Below are 20,926 nucleotides of genomic sequence, written 5' to 3'. Positions count from 1 at the left end.
ATTGATTTCGGCTATCAACTTGATTAAGCAATCAACAGCATAGAAACCAATTAGGGGAGATTTTCATGCGTTCTGTACTTCTGGCATTGCTGGCCGCAACGGCCATTGCCACTTCGGCCCAGGCAAAAGACGTTACCGTCGCCGTGACCGCCATCGTCGAACATCCGGCGCTCGACGCTGCCCGTGACGGCGTCAAGGATGCTTTGGCCGAAGCCGGTTTCAAGGAAGGCGAAAATCTCAAATTCGTCTATCAGTCCGCACAGGGCAACCCGGCAACCGCCGCACAGATCGCACGTCAGTTCGTCGGCGAAGGCCCGGATGTGATCGTTCCGATCTCCACCCCTTCGGCTCAGGCCGTGGTTTCTTCCACGCGCGACATACCGGTTGTGTTCACCGCCGTATCAGATCCGGTCGGCGCACAGCTCGTCAAAAGCATGGAAAAGCCGGGCGGCAATGTAACCGGCCTCTCCGACATGTCGCCGGTGGCCGAACATATCAAGCTCATCAAGGAAGTGATGCCGAACATCAAGAAGCTCGGCTATCTCTACAATTCCGGCGAAACCAATTCGGTCTCGCTTCTGGCTGCGCTGAAGGAAGCTGCTGCCGCTGACGGCATCGAAATCGTTGAATCCGCCGCCACCAAGTCGGCTGAAGTCAAGGGCGCTGCGCAGGCTCTCGTCGGCCGCGCCGATGCCATGTATGTGCCGACCGACAACACCATCGTATCGGCCCTCGAAAGCGCTGTCGGTGTTGCCGAGGAAAGCAAGCTGCCGCTCTTCACCGCCGATACGGATTCCGTCAAGCGTGGTGCGATGGCCGCCCTCGGCTTCAACTATTACGACGTCGGCAAGCAGACCGGCGCTGTGGTTGCACGCATCCTGAAGGGCGAAAAGCCGGGCGACATTTCGGTTGAAATCGCAAAGGGCACTGATCTCGTCATCAATCTCGGCGCCGCCAAGAAGATGGGCGTGGAAATCCCGAAGGCCGTGATCGACCGCGCTACCAGCAAGATCGACTGATCATCGATCAGACCGCAGAAAAAGAGGGCGAGAGTGAAAACTCTCGCCCTTCTTCTTTTTGGACAAAGGCCAAAGGAGTTCCAAACAATACCCAAGGTGAGGCAATACCGCACGAATGTTGCGTGAGCCGCACATAAAGCCGCATTTGCGGGCCTTTGGCGCGGTTTGGGCTTGCGCTCGGGATTACGAGAGTTGTAATCCCACTGGAATAATAACGGGAACAAATGATCTAGCCGGGAAACGATCCGTACGGGCCTCGCCCGCCGGATACACTCAAACCAAAACCGGTCGCGATTGGTGAAAGCCTTTTGGGCAATCGGAGGCACGAAGCCTCGATGCCCGCAGGCTTGCGGATGGTCTTATGCCGGAAAACCGGCTTCATCCTTGCCGATTGCGGCAAAGTACAAGGAATGTCGTTGTGAGTCAGATCGCCTTCTGGGGTGCGGTCGAATTAGGCCTCGTTTTCGCGTTTGTCGCCATTGGCGTCTATCTGGCGTTTCGCGTCCTCGACTTTCCCGACTTGACGGTAGACGGTTCATTCCCGCTCGGTGCAGCTGTAACCGGCGTTCTGATCCTCGCAGGCCTCAACCCATGGCTCGCCGCCGCAATCGCCATGGTTGCTGGCGCGATAGCCGGTCTCGTGACCGCCACGCTGAATGTCCGCTTCAAGATTCTCAATCTGCTCGCTTCCATTCTGACGATGATCGCGCTGTTTTCGGTGAACCTGCGTGTGATGGGTCGGCCGAATATCGCGCTCATCAATCAGGACACGATGCTCAGCCCCTTCTTCGGCCACGGTATCCCGGAATATTACGTTCGCCCGGCTTTTCTTTTCGTGCTGGTGGCCATCGCGGTCTTCATCGTCTGGCGCTTTCTGGAAAGCGATATGGGCCTTGCCATGCGTGCGACCGGCGCCAATCCGAAAATGGCGCGCGCGCAAGGCGTACAGACGGATCGCCAAATCTATATCGGCATGGCGCTGTCCAACGCGCTCGTCGCGCTTGGCGGGTCGCTTTTCGCCCAGACGAACGGTTTTGCGGACGTCACCTCGGGCGTTGGCACCATCGTCGTTGGTCTCGCAGCGGTCATCATCGGTGAAACCATCCTGCGCACGCGCAACCTGCTGGTGATCCTGATCGGTTGCGTGCTCGGCTCCGTCATCTACCGCATCGCCATCCAGCTTGCACTTTCGAACGGCAACACATTCGGCCTGCAGGCGTCCGATCTCAACATCGCCACCGCGCTTCTCGTTACATTCGCCCTGATATTGCCGCGCATGCGCCGCGGGGGAGCATCCGCATGATCGAAGTATCCAATCTCGATGTCGTCTTCGGTCGCGGCACCCCGCTGGAAAAGCAGGTTCTGAACAAAATCAACCTGACCATGGATCGCGGTTCCTTTGTCACCGTTATCGGCTCGAATGGCGCTGGCAAATCCACCCTTCTCGGTGTGCTTGCGGGCGATGTCATCCCGACCGGCGGCAAGGTGGTGATCAGTGGCAAGGATGTGACCCGCAAATCCACCGCCGAACGCGCCGGTCTCGTCGCACGCGTGTTTCAGGACCCGCTGGCTGGCAGCTGCGGCACCCTGACCATTGAGGAAAACCTCGCGCTTGCCGCATCGCGTGGCAAGAAGCGCGGCTTCACCCATGCGCTGAATTCCAATCGTCGCGAATGGTTTCGCGAGCGCGTGGCGAGCCTCAATCTCGGCCTTGAAAACCGGATGCAGGACCGCATGGAACTTCTCTCCGGCGGGCAGCGTCAGGCGCTTTCGCTGATCATGGCAACGCTGGCCGGTTCGGAAGTTCTGCTTCTCGACGAACATACCGCAGCGCTCGATCCGGGCATGGCTGAATTCGTCATGGAACTGACCCGTACGCTCATCACCGAAAACAAGCTGACGGCGCTGATGGTCACCCATTCCATGCGTCAGGCGCTCGACTATGGTGACCGCACCATCATGCTGCATGGCGGCAAGATTCTGCTCGATGTTACCGGCGACAGGCGCAAGACGCTGGGCGTGGAAGACCTGATCGAGATGTTCCGCAAGGTGCGCGGCCAGACGCTCGACGACGATGCCCTGCTGATCGAATAATAGTCCACTATTCGCTTTTCACAGCCGCCGTTCACCCCGTGACCGGCGGCTGTTTTGTTTCTGCCCGAAATGTTCTAAGAACCCACTATGGCCCAGAAAAAAGCAAATGAAGTCGATGGTTTCCTGAGCAGACCGAGCAGCTCGTTTCCGGTCGTGCTTCTTTATGGCCCGGATAAAGGGCTGGTGAGTGAGCGAGCGCGCCGCTATGCCGAGGCGACAAAGCTGCCGCTCGACGATCCCTTTGCCGTCATTCGCATGGAAGCCGACGAGATCGACGCAGATCCTTCGAAGCTCGCCGATGAAGCGCGCACTATTTCGATGTTCGGCGGCACTCGGCTGATCTGGATCAAGAACGCCACCGGGCAGAAGAAACTCGCCGATGCGGTCAAGCTCTTGGCAACCGAACCGCCGCATGAAACCTTCATCCTTGTGGAAGCCGGTGATTTGAAGAAGGGCGCAGGGTTGCGCAGCGCCGTCGAGAACGCCTCGGCGGGCATGGCGCTGCCCTGCTATACGGATGATGCGCGCGGTATCGATGGTGTCATCGATGATGTGCTGGCCGAATGGAAGCTGCAGATCACCCTCGATGGACGTCAGCTGCTTCGCGCCAGCCTTGGCGGCGACCGCCTTGCCACCCGCGGCGAACTGGAAAAGCTCTGCCTCTATGCGCGCGGCAAGGAGCGTATCGACATTGACGATGTGCGCGAAGCGGTGGGCGATGTTGCAGGCCTGTCGACAGACGAGGTCGTGGATGCAGTCATTGCCGGTGATTTGCAGCGATTTGAAATCACATTCGACCGTGTCGTGAAATCCGGCACAGCGCCTTTTCTGGTGCTGAACACAGCCATGCGGCAATTCCAGCAGATACAGGGCCTGCGCTATATCATGGATAGCGAACGCAAAAGCGCGTCCATTGTCGTGGCGAGTGCAAGGCCACCCATCTTCTTCAATCGTAAAAGGCTGATCGAAACAGCTGTCGGACGCTGGAGCGGCGAAAGCCTTTCACGCGTTTTGGAGCGTCTCCAGCGTGCCGTGCTGGAAAGCCGTCAGAATTCCGCGCTTGCCATTCCGATCATCCGCCAATGCCTGATGGCTATCGGTGTGGAAGCTATGCGCAACGCACGGCGCTAACTGCCTGCTCGTGAAACAATCTGCAAATAAAAACCCCGGTATAGATACCGGGGTTCTTGTATTCCACAAACGAACAAATCAGCTTTGAAGGCGGCGGCAGATTTCATCGAGTTGCTCCAGAGAGCTGTAGCGGATTTTCACCTCGCCGCCCCGGTCCCGATGGTTGATCTCGACCTTCATGCCGGTCACATCGGAAAGCAGCTTTTCCAGCGCCTTGGTGTCGGCATCTTTTTCCACCGGCGTAGCTTTGCCCGGTTTCGGTTCCGCCCCGCCCCGCGCTTCGGCCTGCGCAAGAGCTTCCACCTGACGGACGGACAAGCCTTCCTTGACGATCCGCTCCGCCAGAACCGTCGGATTGTCCATCGTGATAAGACTGCGCGCATGTCCGGCAGACAGCGCACCATCAACGATAAAATCCTGAACTGGTTGCGGCAGCTTGAGAAGGCGCAACGTATTGGCCACATGGCTACGGCTCTTGCCGATCACCTGCGCCAGATCGTTCTGCGTATACTCATGATTATCGATAAGCTGTTGATATCCCAACGCTTCTTCGACTGCATTCAGGTCTGCGCGCTGAACGTTTTCAATGATCGCGATCTCAAGAGCGACGCGATCATCCACATCGCGGACGATAACAGGGATCGTATCGACGCCTGCGCGCTGCGATGCGCGCCAGCGGCGTTCGCCGGCGATCAGCTCGAAATGATCAGGCTGACCGGGCGCGGGACGCACCACGATTGGCTGGACAACGCCATGTTCCTTGATCGACTGGGCCAGATCTTCGAGCTCGGCTTCCGCGAACATGCGTCGCGGATTGCGTGGATTGCGCGTGACGAACTCGATCGGCACATTGCGTTCAATTGGAACCGGCGCTTTACGCTCTTCGACCGGACGGTCGATCTCACCAATCAGGGCGGCCAGTCCGCGGCCAAGGCGCTTCTTTGAAGGATCGTCGTTCATCGTTCGGCAAATTCCTGCAATTGTTACGTAGTCGAATCGATAAGTTTTCTATGCGGCTTTCAGCTGCCGCTCACGCTGGATAACTTCCGACGCAAGCTGCAAATAGGCCTGACTTCCCGCGCATTTCAAATCATAGAGAATGGCCGGCTTGCCATGGGATGGGGCTTCCGATACGCGCACATTGCGCGGAATGACAGTGCGATAGACCTTTTCGCCCATGAAGGCGCGGACATCATCCACCACCTGGGAAGCCAGATTGTTGCGGCTATCGAACATCGTCAGCACGATGCCCTGGATGGAAAGCTCGGCATTGATGGTCGAGCGCACCTGATCGACCGTCTGCAACAGTTGGCTCAAGCCTTCCAGCGCGAAGAACTCGCACTGCAACGGCACAAGCACGGAATCCGCAGCGGCCATGGCATTCAGCGTCAACAGGTTCAGGGATGGTGGGCAGTCCACCAGAACATAGGAAAACCGTTCGGAAACGCTGGAATCGAAGCGCAGAGAATCGCGCAGACGGCGCGTACGGTCTGCGGATTGTGCGATTTCCATCTCGATACCCAACAGATCGAGCGTCGAAGGCACGATAAAAAGATTGGGCACATCGGTCTGCATCGCAGCTTCCGGCACTGACGCCTCTTGCGTCAGCACGTCATAAGAAGACAGCGGACGGTTGCGGCGGTCAATCCCCAACCCCGTGCTGGCATTACCCTGCGGATCGAGATCAACGATGAGAACCGTTTCGCCTATTGCCGCCAAAGCCGTGGCCAGATTGATCGCCGTCGTGGTTTTACCGACGCCGCCTTTCTGGTTTGCAATGGTTATGATCCTGGACATCTTGTTCATTACCGTCGCCCTGCCGCTTTCCAGATCTGCCAAATTCTCGGATTCAATTTGCTTTGCGTCGCAAGTTGCTGATTTCGAGGATGACCGAAGTCTGATCGATAGCACTTTGATGTTTTACCAGATCGAAATCCCAACCGACACGGCTTTCATCGATTTCCCTCTGGTAATCCCGACCTTTTTGGAAAAGCGCCTTGGCGCCGTTGACGAGCCAGGGCTCCGTCAAACCGAAAAGATCATTCAATGAGGCGAGCGCGCGGGCGGTAACAACGTCCGGCGTTTCGATTTTTTCCCACATCGACTCGATGCGAGCCGCATGAATATGAGCAGGAACATTCAAATGACCGGCAGCGGTACGCAGAAAAGCAGCCTTTTTGCCCGCACTTTCCACCAGATCGATACGGCTATCGGGTTGATCCGCCAGATAGCAGGCCGTCACGATGCCAGGAAATCCGCCACCGGAGCCGATATCGAGCCAGCGTTTAGCGTTTGGCGCCAACGGGAAAACCTGCGCGCTATCGAGAATATGACGGCTCCAAAGGTCCGCCAATGTCGATGGAGAGGCCAGATTGATCGCTTTTGACCATTTTCGGAACAGCTCTTCGAATGCAATCAGGCGATCCGCTGTTTCACGTGAAACAGTGGGGCTGATCCGGCGAAGGCTTTCATAACGAAGATCCGCACTCATAATAGCACTCACGCCGCGCCCTTCCCTTCCGCCAGTTCCGTGGCGGTCTGTCGGCGCGAGCCATGCTTCTTGATTTGTGCGATCAACAGCGCCAAAGCAGCTGGTGTCATCCCGTCGACGCGTTGCGCTTCGGCAATCTTTTCCGGTTTACGCTGCTTGAGCTTATGCTTCAACTCATTGGACAAGCCCGAAATCGCGTCGATATCCAGACCAGCGGGAATCAACAAACGCTCTTCACGTTCCATGACAGCGATATCCGTCTGCTGACGTTCCATATAGACCGCATATTGCGCTTCAATTTCCAGCGTTTCGCGCGTGATCGGATCGATTGATTTGAGTTCAGGCCAGATTGGATTCAACCGCGCCAGGTCAATATCAGGATAAGACAACAAATCATAGGCCGAGCGGCGAACACCGTCGTGATTGAGATGCAAATCATAACGACTTGCGAGATTTGGCGTAATCGACAGCGACTGTGTCAATTCCCGTGCGGCAGACAATGCTTCCTGACGTTCATCAAACCTCTTCTTGCGCTCTGCGCCTAATATACCGAGACGATCTGCCAGCGGCGTCAAACGCTGATCAGCATTATCCGCACGCAAAGAAAGACGGAATTCCGCGCGTGATGTGAACATGCGATATGGCTCACTGACACCGCGAGACGTGAGGTCATCCACCATCACGCCGATATAGGCTTCGGTGCGCTGGATGATGATCGGCTCATCGCCCCCTGCCCGCCGCGCCGCATTCAAGCCAGCCAGAAGACCTTGGGCACCCGCTTCCTCGTATCCTGTCGTGCCATTGATCTGACCAGCGAGGAACAGACCATTGACGCGCCGCGTTTCCAGACTGCGCTTCAGCTCGCGCGGATCGATGAAGTCATACTCGATTGCATAGCCGGGCTGCAGCATCACTGCCTTCTCAAGACCGGGTATGGTCTTCAGGATTGCAAGCTGCACATCCTCCGGCAAAGAGGTCGAGATACCATTCGGATAGACGGTATCGTCATCCAGACCTTCCGGCTCCAGGAATATCTGGTGGCCGTCGCGATCCCCGAACTTGACGATCTTGTCTTCAACCGAAGGGCAATAGCGCGGGCCGATACCTTCAATTGAACCGGAATACATGGCTGAGCGATGCAGATTGGCGCGAATAATCGCGTGGGTTTCCGGCGTCGTGCGCGTAATACCGCAGTCGATCTGCGGCGTCGTAATGCGATCTGTCATCAAAGAGAACGGGACCGGGTTCTCATCGGCAGACTGGGTTTCGAGGTTTGCCCAATCGATAGTCCGCCCATCAAGACGCGGTGGCGTGCCAGTTTTGAGGCGCCCCAATGCAAAGCCAAGCGTCTTCAAAGTATCCGAAAGCCCAAGTGCCGGATTCTCACCCATGCGCCCAGCCGGTATCTTCTTCTCGCCGATGTGAATGAGGCCGTTCAAAAATGTGCCGGTCGTCAGCACGACAGCGCCGCAGTTCAACAGCCGACCATCTGACAACACGACACCAGTGACGTTACCATTCTCGGTTTTGATATCGAAGGCACCACCTTCAACGACAGTCAAATTCTCTTGCTTACTGATTATGTCCTGCATTGCAAGACGATAAAGTTTGCGATCAGCTTGGGTACGAGGGCCGCGAACGGCTGGTCCCTTGCGTCGGTTCAGTAGGCGGAACTGGATGCCTGCCTTATCGGCAACGCGACCCATCAAACCGTCCAACGCATCAATCTCGCGAACAAGATGCCCCTTCCCCAGACCACCAATAGCCGGATTACAGGACATAACGCCAATGGTATCAAAGCGATGCGTCACCAATGCCGTGCGTGCGCCAGCGCGCGCAGCAGCCGACGCAGCTTCGCAGCCCGCATGACCGCCACCGACAACAATAACATCGAAGACTGTAGACTCAGCCGAACTCATTTCTCGCATCCTTGGATTAAGAGACAGCTTTTGCCATGAAAGCGTTTGAAACGGAAGGATAAAAGCGTGACGAGTGATCAATTTAAAGCGTTCAAGGTCGCTGACTCATGAAGATCAGATGGAGTCAACCGGCATCAGCGGATTCCACAGATGTTTCACGTGAAACATTCCACGAGCTTTATCGGTGCTTCGCGAGGCAATGTTTCACGTGAATCACTTGCCAATGCAGAACTGCGAAAAGATCACATCCAGAATTTCTTCGACATCCACATCGCCTGTGATACGTCCCAGATATTGCGAGGCTCGGCGCATGTTCTCGGCACGCAGTTCCAGCGGAAGATCATCCCGGCTGGCAGCGATTTCGATCTCGCTCAGTGTCGAGCGGAGCAAATTTATATGGCGCTGTCGTGTGGGAACAGCATCATTGATCTGACCAATGCGTTCTTCGGCAAACGTCAGGAGTTTGGCTAGAAGCTCTTCCAATCCTGAACCGTCTTTGATGGAGATTTGAAATGTCCATTGTTCGGTTTGGGCACCAGTCAGATCGGCCTTTGTTCCAATCCGCCAAATCTCGGCATCGGCTTCGTCCAGCGCCACGTCAATCGGATCGCTCATATCTTCAAGCAGAAGAATAAGGTCTGCTTCCGACGCTCTTTCACGAGCTCTCTCAATGCCGATTTTTTCCACCACACTTTCGGTCTCGCGTAGCCCCGCCGTATCGGTGACATAAACCGGGATGCCATTGAGATCGAGTTTGACTTCCAGAAGGTCGCGCGTGGTGCCCGCTTCATCGGAAATGATGGCCACTTCACGCCCGGCGAGAAAATTCAACAGGCTCGATTTACCGGCATTTGGAGCGCCAGCAATTACCACATGCAATCCGTCGCGAAGCATGGCTGCGCGTTTGCCGCTGGCAATGTGCAGCTCAATTTCCTTATGCAGCGCTTGCAAAGATCGCCATACCTGATCAGAAACAGAACCCGGCACATCGCTTTCATCCGCAAAGTCGAGTTCGGCTTCAATGAAGGCACGCGCACGGACAAGCCGTTGTCGCCATTCCGTATAGAGTTGACGTTGCGCGCCGGAAGCGACCTGCAAGGCAAGGCGTCGTTGGCCTTCGGTCTCTGCGGCAATCAGATCGGCGAGACCTTCGGCAATTGTCAGGTCCATCTTTCCGTTGGTAAAGGCCCGACGCGTAAATTCGCCCGCTTCTGCAATGCGGCATCCGGCAAGTTCACTCAGTTCCTGCAACAGCTTTTCTACGACGGCGATACCGCCATGAAGATGAAATTCAACGCAGTCTTCGCCGGTAAAACTATGCGGTCCAGGGAAAAAGAGCGCCAATCCGCGATCGATCGCATCTCCATTTCGGGAACGGAATGTCTTATAGGCCGCATAGCGCGGTTTGATTTCGCCGCCGATAATCGTTTCGATAATGAATCGAACTTTGGGGCCGGACGCACGCACGACAGCAACACCGGACGGGAGCCTTCCACTGGACAGTGCGAAAATCGTATCGTGATGCACGGCGGTGTCGTTCATTGCGTTTCCTGACCTATATCAATCTTGCCAAGAGGATTGAAATTAAGCTCAGTGCATATTCATTCAAACGCTGAAAGGGAAGCCTCATGACGGATATCAGCAGAAACAGGCTGTCTGCGGAACCCAGTGCCTATCTGCGCCAACATGCGGACAACCCGGTTCACTGGCAGCCCTGGGGAAAGGAAGCCCTCGACGCAGCGCGGGAATTGAACCGCCCTATCCTGCTTTCAATCGGCTATGCCGCCTGTCACTGGTGTCATGTCATGGCCCACGAGTCTTTTGAAGATGCCGATGTTGCAGCAGTCATGAACGACCTGTTCGTCAATGTGAAGGTAGACCGCGAGGAGCGACCGGATATCGACCAGATCTATATGGCAGCGCTTGGCGCCATGGGACAGCAGGGCGGCTGGCCCTTGACCATGTTTCTGCGCCCTGACGGCAAGCCGTTCTGGGGCGGCACCTATTTTCCGCGACATGCGCGCTACAACATGCCGGGCTTTGTCGACGTACTGAACGCGGTGAATGGTCTCTGGCAGGGAAATAAAGAAAAAATTAAACATAATGCCGAAGCGGTCTTCAATCATTTGGAAGGCAGGCTCGCTGCGCAGAGCGAAGGTAGCCAGAACGAAGTTTCCCGTTTCGATGCGATCGCCACACGGATCGCGACCATGTTCGATCCCGTCCGGGGTGGTATTGACGGCGCTCCGAAATTTCCCAATGCCCCTTTCATGGACGCTCTGTGGCTATCCTGGCTTTATAATCGCGACAGCGATAGCAGGGACAAGTTTATCCACTCGCTAAAAACCATGCTGCAAGGTGGCATTTACGACCATCTCGGCGGTGGTCTTTGTCGCTACAGCACGGATGCGGACTGGCTGGTGCCACATTTTGAAAAGATGCTCTACGACAATGCCCAACTGATCCGTCACGCTAATTATGCCTATGCGGAAACCAAGGATGACTTGTTCCGTAACCGAATCGAAGAAACTATCGATTGGCTGGTTCGTGAAATGCGCCTGCCGGACGGCAGTTTCACATCCAGTCTGGATGCCGACAGCGAAGGCGAGGAAGGAAGATTCTACGTCTGGAGCGAAGCAGAGATCGACCGCGTTCTGGGAGGAGACAGCGCAGCTTTCAAGACCTTCTATGGCGTTACACCGAGTGGCAACTGGGAAGGCCATACTATTCTGAACCGCCTGCATGACGTCGATGGTGGAGGGTCGGTTCCGCCGTTGATACGGGATGCCAAGACGAAGCTTTTCGCACAGCGTGAAACACGCATTCGCCCCGGACGGGATGATAAGGCGCTCACCGACTGGAACGCACTGGCAATCCGGGCACTCGCAGAGGCAGGGCGGAGCTTTTCAAAACCGGACTGGACCACGCTCGCCATCGAAGCCTATCACGCCATCATGGCGCCGTTTCGTGCGGGACAAATGGCGCATTGTCGTGTGGAAGATCGGCTGGTCTACCCTGCCCTTTCGACAGACTATGCCGGCATGATCAATGCAGCGCTGGCGCTCTATGAAGCAAGTGCTGACCGCGCTTATGTGGATGATGCGCAGAAGCTGAAGCAAGCGCTCGACGCACATCACCGGGACGCGTCCGGCAATTATCGCCTCTCGGCACTCGATGCCGACGATGTTATTCTTCACGCCTATGGCGATTATGACGAGGCGATCCCCAGTGCGACCAGCCAGATCATTGAAGCGCTGACGCGGCTTTTCCTCGCGCCCGGCGATATGGCGCTTTATCAAAGCAATGAGACGTTGATTGAGCAGGCACTGGGCCGCGCATTCGCGCAGCAATATGGACAGATCGGCATATTGAATGCTGCGCGTATGGCAGCCGAACCGCTGTCGCTCGTTGTCGCCGCGCAATCCCAACAGGATGAGCTTGTTACGATAGCGAATCGAAACCCTGATCCGCGGCGTATGGATAAGATCGTCAGTTTCACAGCGGATGCTGAGATCAACCTGCCCACAGGCGGCACAGCCAAGGCGGACAAGCCCTCCGCGTGGTTCTGCAAAGGCCATGTGTGCCTGCCACCCGTGGAAAACGGCGAAGCCTTGCGCATTCTTCTCACCGGCGGAGCATGAACACCAAAAAAGCCACGCCGGCTACCCAGCGTGGCTTTTGATTAGCAAAGCTGCAAGGAGCTTACGTGTTCATCGAGATCGAAGAACTCGCCATTGCTCTTGGTCTGCTTGAGCTTGTCGATGAGGAACTCGATTGCATCGGTCGTGCCCATCGGCGCAAGGATACGGCGGAGAACAAAAATCTTCTGGAGATCGGCGCGTGGGACGAGCAGATCTTCCTTACGCGTACCGGACTTGAGAATGTCCATAGCCGGGAAGATACGCTTGTCTGCAACCTTGCGGTCGAGAACGATTTCCGAGTTACCCGTGCCCTTGAATTCTTCAAAGATCACTTCGTCCATACGGCTGCCGGTATCGATCAGCGCGGTCGCGATGATGGTAAGCGAACCACCTTCTTCGATGTTACGCGCAGCACCGAAGAAACGCTTCGGACGCTGGAGCGCATTGGCGTCCACACCACCGGTCAGGACTTTACCCGACGACGGAACAACAGTGTTGTAAGCGCGGCCAAGACGGGTGATCGAGTCAAGCAGGATCACGACATCGCGGCCATGTTCCACGAGGCGCTTGGCCTTTTCGATGACCATTTCGGCAACCTGAACGTGACGCGCAGCCGGTTCGTCGAAGGTTGACGAAATGACTTCGCCCTTCACCGAACGCTGCATATCGGTCACTTCTTCCGGACGTTCATCGATCAGAAGAACGATCAGATAGCATTCCGGATGATTGGCGGTGATCGAATGCGCGATATTCTGCAACAGAACGGTCTTACCGGTACGCGGCGGAGCGACGATCAGGCCGCGCTGGCCCTTGCCGAGCGGCGCAACCAGATCGATGACGCGCGGCGACAGATCCTTGGAGGTTGGAACTTCGAGTTCCATCTTGAAGCGCTCATTGGGATAGAGCGGCGTCAGATTGTCGAAGTGGACCTTGTGGCGAATCTTTTCCGGGTCTTCGAAATTGATCGAATTGACCTTGAGAAGCGCAAAATAACGCTCGCCTTCCTTCGGGCCACGGATCGGGCCTTCAACCGTATCGCCGGTCTTCAGCGAGAAGCGGCGCAACTGCGAAGGGGAAATATAAATATCGTCGGGGCCTGGCAGATAATTGGCGTCGGCGGAGCGCAGGAAGCCAAAACCGTCCTGCAGCACTTCGACAACGCCCTCACCGATGATCTCGACATCCTGCGAAGCCAGCTTCTTGAGAATCGCGAACATCAGTTCCTGCTTGCGCATCGCGCTCGCATTTTCGACTTCAAGGGTTTCGGCAAAAGCAAGCAGCTCAACCGGTGTTTTATTTTTTAGTTCTTGTAGTTTCATTTCCTGCATGGATGAGGAACTCTTTTGAAATATAAGGAGAAAATGCAGTTGTTCGGAAAGTTGGTCAGCTGGTTGGCTTGACCGGCATCGAAGGCCTGCGATCAGGAAGGGAAGAGGTTTCCTTCATATCGATTTGCAATATGAAGAGCAAGTCACATGTAGTGACTGCGCAAAAATTCTGCAACGAGAAAATGGCAGAAACCCGACCAAACGGGTTTCTTTTTCATTTAAAACCGCAATTAAAATGGCTTCACGATCACCAGAATGACGATCAGGACCATCAGCACCGTTGGCACTTCGTTAACGATTCGCCAGTGCTTTGCCGATTTCGTGTTCTTGTCTTCCGCGAAAAGGCGTGTCGCTTTCGAAAGATAGCCATGCATGCCGGACATCAGCACGACCAGCAGCAGCTTGGCGTGCAGCCACCCGCCCTGGAAGCGGAAAATCTCCCATGCCATCCAGATACCGGCGATCCAGGTCACCGCCATGGCGGGATTGATGATGAAGTGCAGCAGTCGCTTTTCCATCACCTTGAAAGTCTCGGAAGCTTCTGAGCCCGGCTCGGCCGCTGTGTGATAGACGAAAAGCCGTGGCAGATAGAGCATTCCGGCCATCCAGGCAATGACGGCAATGACGTGAACCGCCTTTACCCAGAGATAGGCATCGGTTGGATTCACGTGAAACAATGCCCAAACGCCAAGCACCACGATGACAAGCGCTGCGATCATGCGAATATAGGCGGCCTTGGTGCTGCCCTTCGAGGTCGGCTGGCTCACGATTTTTCTCCACGAATGCGATCAATCATGCGCTGGACATTCTCGACCGGCGCTTGCGGCGTAATACCATGTCCGAGATTGAAGATCAGCGGACCTTTCCCGAGACGTTCCAGGATCGCGTCTACACCTTCATCGAGTGCCGAACCGCCCGCGACAACGCGCAACGGATCGAGATTGCCCTGAATGGCGCCATCTTCCTGCAAGGCGGCGGCGAAATTGAGCGGAACCGACCAGTCGAGGCCGAGCACGTCCACGCCCGTCTTTTCGCGGTAGCCCGCATAAAGCATTCCGGCTCCCTTCGGGAAACCGATAATGCGGGCTTCGGGATAGACCGCGCGAACTTTCTGAACGATCCGCGCCACCGGCTGGATGCAGAACCGCTCAAAGCAATCTTCGTCCAGAACACCAGACCAGGAATCGAAAATCTGTACGGCGTCCGCGCCTGCATCCAGCTGTTCGATGAGATATTCGGCGGACACATCCGCCAGATCATTCAAAAGCTTTTCGAAGGCTTCCGGGAAACGATAGGCGAAAAGGCGGGCTGGCGCTTGATCCGGTGTACCGTGACCGGCGATCATATAGGTCGCAACGGTCCAGGGCGCGCCACAGAAGCCAAGCAGCGTCGTTTCGTCGGGCAGTTGCTCGCGCAGTAGCCGAACCGTTTCGTAGACCGGCTCCAGCCGTTTGGCGACACCTTCGGTCTCAAGCCAGAATATCTCGTCCGCGTCGATCGGGGTCATCAAAGGCCCCCTGCCTTCTTCAAAGCGAAGGTCACGTCCAAGGGCGTGAGGGATGACCAGAATGTCGGAAAACAGAATGGCTGCATCAAAGCCAAAACGGCGGATCGGCTGAAGCGTCACTTCGACTGCCAGGTCGGGTGAATAACACAGATCGAGAAAGCTCCCTGCCTTCTTCCGTGTCTCGCGATATTCCGGAAGGTAGCGACCGGCCTGACGCATCATCCAGATGGGAGGTGGAAAGACCGCTTCACCGTCGATCACTCTCAAGACTTTGCGCTTCATCTGATTTTTTTCCGCCCTGTTGGTTGTCTGATCCGGTTTTGGTCTGAAGTTATCCAGTCCGGTTCTCATAAAGAAAGGATGATTCAGGAATCTTTTGATTCTTAGAGTCTGTTGGAATCGGGGATTAAGGTCTGTTCCGGTTTTCCCCACAGTTCAGAAATTGCCAACGCATCCTGTGCAATTTTTCGCCGCCAGTCTGACCGAAAACGGAAAAAACTCAATTCCCTCTTTTAATATAAAGGGTTACCAATTGACGCAGTTCATGAGCTTTTGTGGAAAAGCTGGGAATTATTGAGAGGTTTCCCGATTTTGCGAGTCTTGTCCACACATGTTGATGGCGGCTTCTCACATGTTCGCCCGCTGTGGATGACTTGCCAATTTTTCCACGGCCTGCCATGGCTTGTGGAAGAAGCCTCGGGCTTACGCACAGCCGTCAACAGGAGGGCAACAAAACTGTGACCAGACCGCTTTCCTACTTTCATCTCCATCTGATTTCTGATGCGACCGGAGAGACTCTCCTTGCAGCCGGGCGCGCTGCGGCGGCGCAATATGCCAATGCGCGGGCCATCGAGCATATTTATCCACTGATCCGCACCGAGAAGCAGTTGCGCAAGGTTCTGGAAGGCATCGACGCCGAACCTGGCATTGTGCTTTATACGATTGTGGATCAGAAACTGGCTGCGATCATCGATCAGTCCTGTGCGGAAATGGGTATTCCAAGCGTGTCTGTGCTGGAACCGGTGCTGACCACGTTTCAATCCTATCTCGGCGCGCCCGCACACCGCCGCGCCAGCGCGCAGCATGTGCTCAATGCCGATTATTTCCGCCGGATCGACGCGCTCAATTTCACGATGGAGCACGATGACGGGCAATTGCCGCTCGATATCGAGGAGGCGGACGTCATTCTGGTCGGTATTTCGCGCACGTCCAAGACGCCGACCAGTATTTATCTGGCCAATCGCGGCGTGAAGGCGACCAATGTGCCAATCGTATTGGGCATTCCTATTCCCGAAGTGCTGTTCACGGCCAAGCGACCGCTGATTGTGGGGCTGGTGGCGACCGCCGAGCGGATTTCGCAAATCCGCCAGAACCGCCCGCTTGGCAGTGTGCCGTCGCTCGATACGGGACTTTATACGGACCGGGTGTCAATTTCTGAAGAATTGGCCTATGCGCGTAACATCTGCAACCGGCACAGCTGGCCGATCATCGATGTATCGCGCCGTTCCATCGAGGAAACGGCAGCCGCCATATTGGCGCTTTTGCGATCTGGAAAGAACGAAGGATTTCAGTCATGACAACCAGGCTCATTCTTGCTTCCAAAAGCCCGTTCCGTTCTGCGCTGTTGAAAAATGCAGGTATCGAATTTTCGAACGAAAGTGCCGATATCGATGAGCGCGCCGTCGAAGCCCCGCTTTATGAAACGGGCGCTACGCCGGAAGATGTGGCGCAGGTTCTGGCTGAAGCCAAGGCGCTGGACGTGAGCGAGAAAAATCCTGGCGCCGTGGTGATCGGCTGCGACCAGACTCTCTCGCTCGGTGAAGATATTTTCCACAAGCCCGCCGATATGGAAGCGGCGGGTCGCCAGCTTCTGCAATTTTCCGGCAAGACGCACCAGCTCAACAGCGCGGTGGTTCTGGTGAAGGACGGCGAGACTCTATGGCGTCACGTTTCGGTGGCGCGCATGACAATGCGGGCATTGAGCCCGGCTTTTATCGGGCGCTATCTCGGTCGGGTTGGCGACAGCGCGCTTTCCAGCGTCGGCGCCTATCAGGTGGAAGGTCCGGGCATCCAGCTTTTCGAAAAAATCGAAGGCGATTATTTCACGATTGTCGGCCTGCCGCTGCTGCCGCTGCTTGCCGAACTGCGCAAGGAACAACTTATCGATGGCTGACACGACATCCGTGGCGGGACCGAAGGCTTTCGTCACCGGCTTTCCGATCAAACATTCGCGTTCCCCATTGATCCACGGATTCTGGCTGGAAACGCTCGGCATTGACGGTTCTTACCAACCGATCGAGGTCAAACCGGAAGATTTCGCGGCTTTCGCCGCAGCGCTTGCAGCCAATGGTTTCGCGGGCGGCAATGTCACGATCCCGCATAAGGAAGCGGCTTTTGCGGCAGCGGAAAGCCTTGATGGTGCCGCAACGGCCATCGGCGCGGTCAACACGCTGTGGTTTGAAGGCGGCAGGCTGCGCGGCGGCAATACGGATGCCTATGGCTTCGCCGCCAATCTCGACGATTATGCGCCGGGCTGGGACAACGCCGAAACGGCGCTTGTTCTGGGTGCGGGCGGCGCAAGCCGCGCCGTCGTTCACGCGCTTTTGTCGCGCGGCTTTTCAAAGGTCTGGATCGCTAATCGCACGGCAAGCCGGGCAGAAGAACTGGCCGCGCATTTCGGCGCTGCCGTTTCGGCCTCCGGCTGGGATGCCGCGCAGCAACGCGTTGCTGATGCCGGGCTGATCGTCAACACCACCTCGCTCGGCATGAGCGGTCATGGCGGCGATCAGGATGACGAAGGCAGGTTTCCGCTTGATCTGAGCGTCGCAGCGGAAGGCGTCATCGCGACCGATATTGTTTATGTTCCGCTCAAAACGCCCTTTCTGAAAGCTGCGGAAGAGGCCGGACTGAACACCGTGGACGGGCTTGGCATGTTGTTGCATCAGGCAGTCCCGGGTTTCGAACGCTGGTTTGGCCAAAAGCCTGAGGTGACGGCGGCGCTGCGGGAGCATATTCTGGCGGATATGGCAAAGGCTGGCGCTCTATGATCATTCTCGGACTGACAGGCTCCATCGGCATGGGAAAGACCACGGCGTCCAATATGTTTGCCGAGGCGGGTATTCCTGTTTATAGCGCCGACGATGCAGTCCACCGGCTTTATTCAGGCCGTGCCGCGCCGCTGATCGAGGCGGCTTTTCCCGGAACGGTGACGAACGGCACCGTGGACCGTGAAAAACTATCCGCTACGGTGATCGGCAAGCCGGATGCCCTGAAGAAGCTGGAAGCCATCGTGCATCCGCTGGTGCGCGAGGAAGAAGAAGCGTTTCTGCGTGAGGCGGAAGCGCAAGGCTCGGCCATCGCTCTGGTCGATATTCCGCTGCTTTTTGAAACCGGCGGCGAAAAGCGCGTGGACAGGATCGTAGTCGTCTCTGCGCCTGCCGATATTCAGCGCGCCCGCGTTCTGGCGCGGCCCGGCATGACAGAAGAAAAGCTCGACGCCATTCTCGCGCGTCAGATCCCGGATGCCGAAAAGCGCGCCCGTGCCGATTTCGTGCTCGATACCAGCGGCAGTTTTGACAATTTGCGTCAGCAGATTACAGCGGTCATCGAGAAATTGAGTGGAAAGCCGGCGGTCGCGACCGAATAGCCGCATTCGTCGTGCTATAAGGTTCGAGATAATCCCTTGAGAGGTTCTTCAATGCGTGAGATCGTTTTCGATACCGAAACCACCGGTCTGGAAAGGCTGGAGGATCGCGTGATCGAAATTGGCGGCGTGGAACTGATCAACAAGTTTCCCACAGGCCGCACATTCCATAAATTCATCAATCCGCAGGGACGTCAGGTGCATGCGGAAGCGCTGGCCGTGCATGGCATCAGCAATGAGCAATTGCTGGACAAGCCGACTTTTGCTGAAATTCTGGACGAGTTTCTGGAATTCTTCGACGGCGCCAAGCTGGTCGCGCACAATGCCATGTTCGACCTTGGCTTCATGAATGCCGAACTCGCGCGTCTTGGAAAACCGGAAATCGCTGCGGAGCGCATTGTGGATACGCTGGCGCTGGCGCGCCGCAAACATCCGATGGGGCCGAATTCGCTGGACGCACTGTGCAAGCGTTATGGCATCGACAATTCGCACCGCACGCTGCACGGCGCTTTGCTCGATTCCCAGATTCTGGCGGAAGTCTATATCGAGCTGATCGGCGGCAAGCAGACGGCGCTTGGTCTCAGCCAGGATGGTGGGGCAAACAGGGATAATGCAGCCGATGGCAGCGCCGCCATTGTGCTGGCGGTGCGCCCTGCCCCGCTTGCTCCCCGCATCAGCGAAACGGAACGTGCAGCCCATGCCGCACTGATTGAGGGTATGGGTGACAAGGCAATCTGGAAAAAATATTTGGCCTGAATTTTTGGATGAATATGACAAAAAACCCGGCCTTGAGCCGGGTTTTTATTGCAAGCCGTATGTAGAGCTCAGCTTTTGACGGCGGCCTTGGCCTGTTCTTCGGCCATGCGCTGCTGGAACATCTGCGCGAAATCGATTGGGTCGATCATCAGCGGCGGGTAGCCGCCATTGCGCGTTGCGTCAGAAATAATCTGGCGCGCGAACGGGAACAACAGGCGCGGGCATTCGATGAACAGCAGCGGCAGCATGTGTTCCTGCGGGATGCCAGCAATGCGGAAAACGCCGCCATAGACCAGTTCCGTGTTGAACAGAACGTCCTTGCCGTCCATAGCCTTGGCTTCCAGCGTCAGAACGACGTCGAAATCCGTTTCGGAAAGCGGATTGGCGTTCACGTTGACATTGATGTTGATCGAAGGAGCCTTATCGCGCGGGCGCAGCGACAGCGGCGCACCCGGGCTTTCAAAGGACAGATCCTTCACATATTGCGCCAGAATGTTGAGGGACGGCTCGGCGGTCGCGCCATTGCCATTCTTTACTTCGCCCGCAGCGGCCTTATCGCTCATTATCGGTATGCCTTCTTTTCGGTAATTAAACTCGTTGCCCCAAAAGGCTGGTGGTCTGATTCCGACATTTGCTTTCCGTGCTACAGCCGCTGGGCAAATGTCGGAATCAAAAGACCACCAGCAACTTTAAATCTTCAGTGGAGTTTTCAAATTTGACGTTTGAAGCTGCGCTTATGTCGAACGGCGTTCAAACGTCAAATTAACTCCACTGGAATGCTTGGCTAGCATGTGAACGGGAATGAGGCAAGGAAGGCTTTTAACGTTAGCTATTGCTGCTGTTAGCCGTCTTTGCGCTCGCCTTTCCATGGCGAATTGTCATTCGGCTTGGTCGTATAATCTTCGGGGTCAAGATCGATGACACGATCTTCACGCGGTTGCTTATACTGGCCATAGCCGTCCGAATAGCGCGCCGAGGTGGCGACGACCATGCGGCCACGCACGAATTTTTCCCAGACGATATCGCGAATGAACGGGATGAACAGCAAAATGCCGATGGTGCTGGTCACGAAGCCCGGCACGATCAGCATGATCGCGGCCAGAACCAGCATGGCGCCATGCACCATTTCGCGATCCGGCACGCGGCCTGCCGCCGTTTCGGTGCGGATGCGCTGGAGAAGGCCGATCCCCTGCACACGCAGCAGGAAAAAGCCCAGCATGGCGCTCAAGATCACCAGACCCAGTGTCGCGAATACGCCGATATGGCTGCCGACGATCACAAAACCGGCGATCTCGATGAAAGGCATTGCCAGCATGACGAGAGGGGCGAAAGAAGACGACACGTGAGTCAGGACCTTTTGTTGTGTGATTGACGTTGCGAACATAGCGACAAATGTA

The 20,926-nt window shown here is 56.2% G+C and carries 19 protein-coding genes and 1 pseudogene; 10 read left to right on the top strand and 10 right to left on the bottom strand.

Going from position 1 to position 20,926, the window contains the following annotated elements; translation table 11 throughout:
- Positions 1-65: 65 nt before the first annotated feature.
- The 4 genes from QLQ11_RS09040 to holA all read left to right on the top strand — a co-directional run bounded on the left by QLQ11_RS09040 (position 66) and on the right by holA (position 4,244).
- A complete protein-coding gene (locus tag QLQ11_RS09040; protein WP_109370009.1) occupies positions 66-1,019 on the top strand; it encodes an ABC transporter substrate-binding protein in 954 nt (317 codons plus the stop codon).
- Positions 1,020-1,437: 418 nt separating this feature from the next.
- Positions 1,438-2,322, top strand: coding sequence for an ABC transporter permease (locus QLQ11_RS09035; protein ID WP_109370010.1), 885 nt, complete (start codon positions 1,438-1,440; stop codon positions 2,320-2,322).
- Positions 2,319-3,113, top strand: coding sequence for an ABC transporter ATP-binding protein (locus tag QLQ11_RS09030; protein WP_109370011.1), 795 nt, complete (start codon positions 2,319-2,321; stop codon positions 3,111-3,113). The genes QLQ11_RS09035 and QLQ11_RS09030 overlap by 4 nt, the downstream gene beginning before the upstream one ends.
- Positions 3,114-3,200: 87 nt before the next feature.
- Positions 3,201-4,244, top strand: coding sequence for a DNA polymerase III subunit delta (holA, locus tag QLQ11_RS09025; protein WP_109370012.1), 1,044 nt, complete (start codon positions 3,201-3,203; stop codon positions 4,242-4,244).
- A gap of 78 nt (positions 4,245-4,322) precedes the next feature.
- Here the strand turns inward: holA and QLQ11_RS09020 are convergent, their stop codons facing one another.
- The 5 genes from QLQ11_RS09020 to mnmE form a co-directional block, all read right to left on the bottom strand.
- Positions 4,323-5,204, bottom strand: coding sequence for a ParB/RepB/Spo0J family partition protein (locus QLQ11_RS09020; protein WP_109370013.1), 882 nt, complete (start codon positions 5,202-5,204; stop codon positions 4,323-4,325).
- A gap of 48 nt (positions 5,205-5,252) precedes the next feature.
- Complete coding sequence (locus tag QLQ11_RS09015) at positions 5,253-6,050, bottom strand: ParA family protein (protein ID WP_109370014.1); 798 nt, start codon at positions 6,048-6,050, stop codon at positions 5,253-5,255.
- A 43-nt stretch (positions 6,051-6,093) separates the two neighbouring features.
- A complete protein-coding gene (gene rsmG, locus QLQ11_RS09010; protein ID WP_109370015.1) occupies positions 6,094-6,735 on the bottom strand; it encodes a 16S rRNA (guanine(527)-N(7))-methyltransferase RsmG in 642 nt (213 codons plus the stop codon).
- An 8-nt stretch (positions 6,736-6,743) separates the two neighbouring features.
- Entirely contained in the window at positions 6,744-8,654 is a 1,911-nt protein-coding gene (mnmG, locus tag QLQ11_RS09005) for a tRNA uridine-5-carboxymethylaminomethyl(34) synthesis enzyme MnmG (protein WP_109370016.1), read from the bottom strand.
- Positions 8,655-8,867: 213 nt separating this feature from the next.
- A complete protein-coding gene (gene mnmE / locus QLQ11_RS09000; protein ID WP_109370017.1) occupies positions 8,868-10,196 on the bottom strand; it encodes a tRNA uridine-5-carboxymethylaminomethyl(34) synthesis GTPase MnmE in 1,329 nt (442 codons plus the stop codon).
- 86 nt (positions 10,197-10,282) lie between these two features.
- Here mnmE and QLQ11_RS08995 point away from each other — a divergent pair, with 86 nt between their 5' ends.
- Complete coding sequence (locus QLQ11_RS08995; protein ID WP_283735976.1) at positions 10,283-12,295, top strand: thioredoxin domain-containing protein; 2,013 nt, start codon at positions 10,283-10,285, stop codon at positions 12,293-12,295.
- Between the two features lie 61 nt (positions 12,296-12,356).
- Here the strand turns inward: QLQ11_RS08995 and rho are convergent.
- The 3 genes and pseudogenes from rho to hemE all read right to left on the bottom strand — a co-directional run bounded on the left by rho (position 12,357) and on the right by hemE (position 15,412).
- Positions 12,357-13,623: pseudogene (gene rho / locus QLQ11_RS08990) on the bottom strand (transcription termination factor Rho).
- Between the two features lie 230 nt (positions 13,624-13,853).
- The gene (hemJ, locus tag QLQ11_RS08985; RefSeq protein ID WP_109370335.1) at positions 13,854-14,342 is read right to left on the bottom strand and encodes a protoporphyrinogen oxidase HemJ; all 489 of its coding nucleotides are present in this window, start codon (positions 14,340-14,342) and stop codon (positions 13,854-13,856) included.
- Positions 14,343-14,386: 44 nt separating this feature from the next.
- Positions 14,387-15,412 (bottom strand): uroporphyrinogen decarboxylase, encoded by a 1,026-nt coding sequence (gene hemE, locus QLQ11_RS08980; RefSeq protein ID WP_109370020.1) that lies wholly within the window; start codon positions 15,410-15,412, stop codon positions 14,387-14,389.
- A gap of 455 nt (positions 15,413-15,867) precedes the next feature.
- Here hemE and QLQ11_RS08975 point away from each other — a divergent pair, with 455 nt between their 5' ends.
- Genes QLQ11_RS08975 through dnaQ form a run of 5 tightly spaced genes read left to right on the top strand, consistent with a single transcriptional unit; the run spans position 15,868 to position 19,529 of the window.
- A complete protein-coding gene (locus QLQ11_RS08975) occupies positions 15,868-16,707 on the top strand; it encodes a pyruvate, water dikinase regulatory protein (RefSeq protein ID WP_109370021.1) in 840 nt (279 codons plus the stop codon).
- Positions 16,704-17,303, top strand: coding sequence for a Maf-like protein (locus QLQ11_RS08970; RefSeq protein WP_109370022.1), 600 nt, complete (start codon positions 16,704-16,706; stop codon positions 17,301-17,303). Before QLQ11_RS08975 ends, QLQ11_RS08970 begins: the two co-directional genes overlap by 4 nt.
- A complete protein-coding gene (locus QLQ11_RS08965) occupies positions 17,296-18,177 on the top strand; it encodes a shikimate dehydrogenase (protein ID WP_109370023.1) in 882 nt (293 codons plus the stop codon). The genes QLQ11_RS08970 and QLQ11_RS08965 overlap by 8 nt, the downstream gene beginning before the upstream one ends.
- Positions 18,174-18,776, top strand: coding sequence for a dephospho-CoA kinase (gene coaE / locus QLQ11_RS08960; protein ID WP_109370024.1), 603 nt, complete (start codon positions 18,174-18,176; stop codon positions 18,774-18,776). Before QLQ11_RS08965 ends, coaE begins: the two co-directional genes overlap by 4 nt.
- Before the next feature lie 51 nt (positions 18,777-18,827).
- Positions 18,828-19,529: a DNA polymerase III subunit epsilon gene (gene dnaQ, locus QLQ11_RS08955; RefSeq protein WP_109370025.1), complete on the top strand. Its 702-nt coding sequence runs from the start codon at positions 18,828-18,830 to the stop codon at positions 19,527-19,529.
- A gap of 68 nt (positions 19,530-19,597) precedes the next feature.
- On the opposite strand, the gene secB is transcribed toward dnaQ, so the two are convergent.
- Together secB and QLQ11_RS08945 are read right to left on the bottom strand one after the other, a co-directional pair.
- On the bottom strand, positions 19,598-20,092 hold the full coding sequence (gene secB / locus QLQ11_RS08950; protein WP_109370026.1) for a protein-export chaperone SecB: 495 nt from the start codon (positions 20,090-20,092) through the stop codon (positions 19,598-19,600).
- A 278-nt stretch (positions 20,093-20,370) separates the two neighbouring features.
- Positions 20,371-20,871 (bottom strand): FxsA family protein, encoded by a 501-nt coding sequence (locus tag QLQ11_RS08945; RefSeq protein WP_109370337.1) that lies wholly within the window; start codon positions 20,869-20,871, stop codon positions 20,371-20,373.
- Between the last annotated feature and the right edge of the window lie 55 nt (positions 20,872-20,926).

This window comes from Ochrobactrum sp. SSR, from assembly GCF_030067775.1.
In the GTDB taxonomy this organism is placed as follows: domain Bacteria; phylum Pseudomonadota; class Alphaproteobacteria; order Rhizobiales; family Rhizobiaceae; genus Brucella; species Brucella teleogrylli.
This window is presented reverse-complemented; position numbering and strand designations above follow the sequence as displayed.